1 protein-coding gene is annotated in these 306 nt (G+C 37.3%); it reads left to right on the top strand.

What is annotated here, in order from left to right; all coding sequences use genetic code 11:
• Window positions 1-306 (top strand): dTDP-4-dehydrorhamnose 3,5-epimerase family protein (locus tag SB717_RS34800; protein ID WP_410907432.1); only part of this gene is annotated, 306 nt, incomplete at both ends.

Genomic DNA, 306 nt, shown 5'->3' with positions numbered 1-306 from the left:
ACGTATTCATTTGTACAGGATAACGTATCTTATTCGGCTAAGGCAGGAACGATTCGGGGACTACACTTTCAAAAAAAACCGAAAGCACAAACGAAACTCATTCAAGTTATGCAAGGGGCAATTTATGATGTTATCGTTGATTTACGAAAAAAATCACCAACATTTAAACAATGGAAAGGATATATTTTAAGTGCAGATAACCATCGGCAGTTACTAGTGCCAAAAGGATTTGCGCATGGATTTTGCACGCTTGTCCCGCATACTATCGTTATGTATAAAGTAGATGAATATTATAGCGCAAAGCAC

This window comes from Priestia sp. SIMBA_032, from assembly GCF_046535215.1.
Taxonomy (GTDB): Bacteria; Bacillota; Bacilli; order Bacillales; family Bacillaceae_H; genus Priestia; species Priestia aryabhattai.
This window is presented reverse-complemented; position numbering and strand designations above follow the sequence as displayed.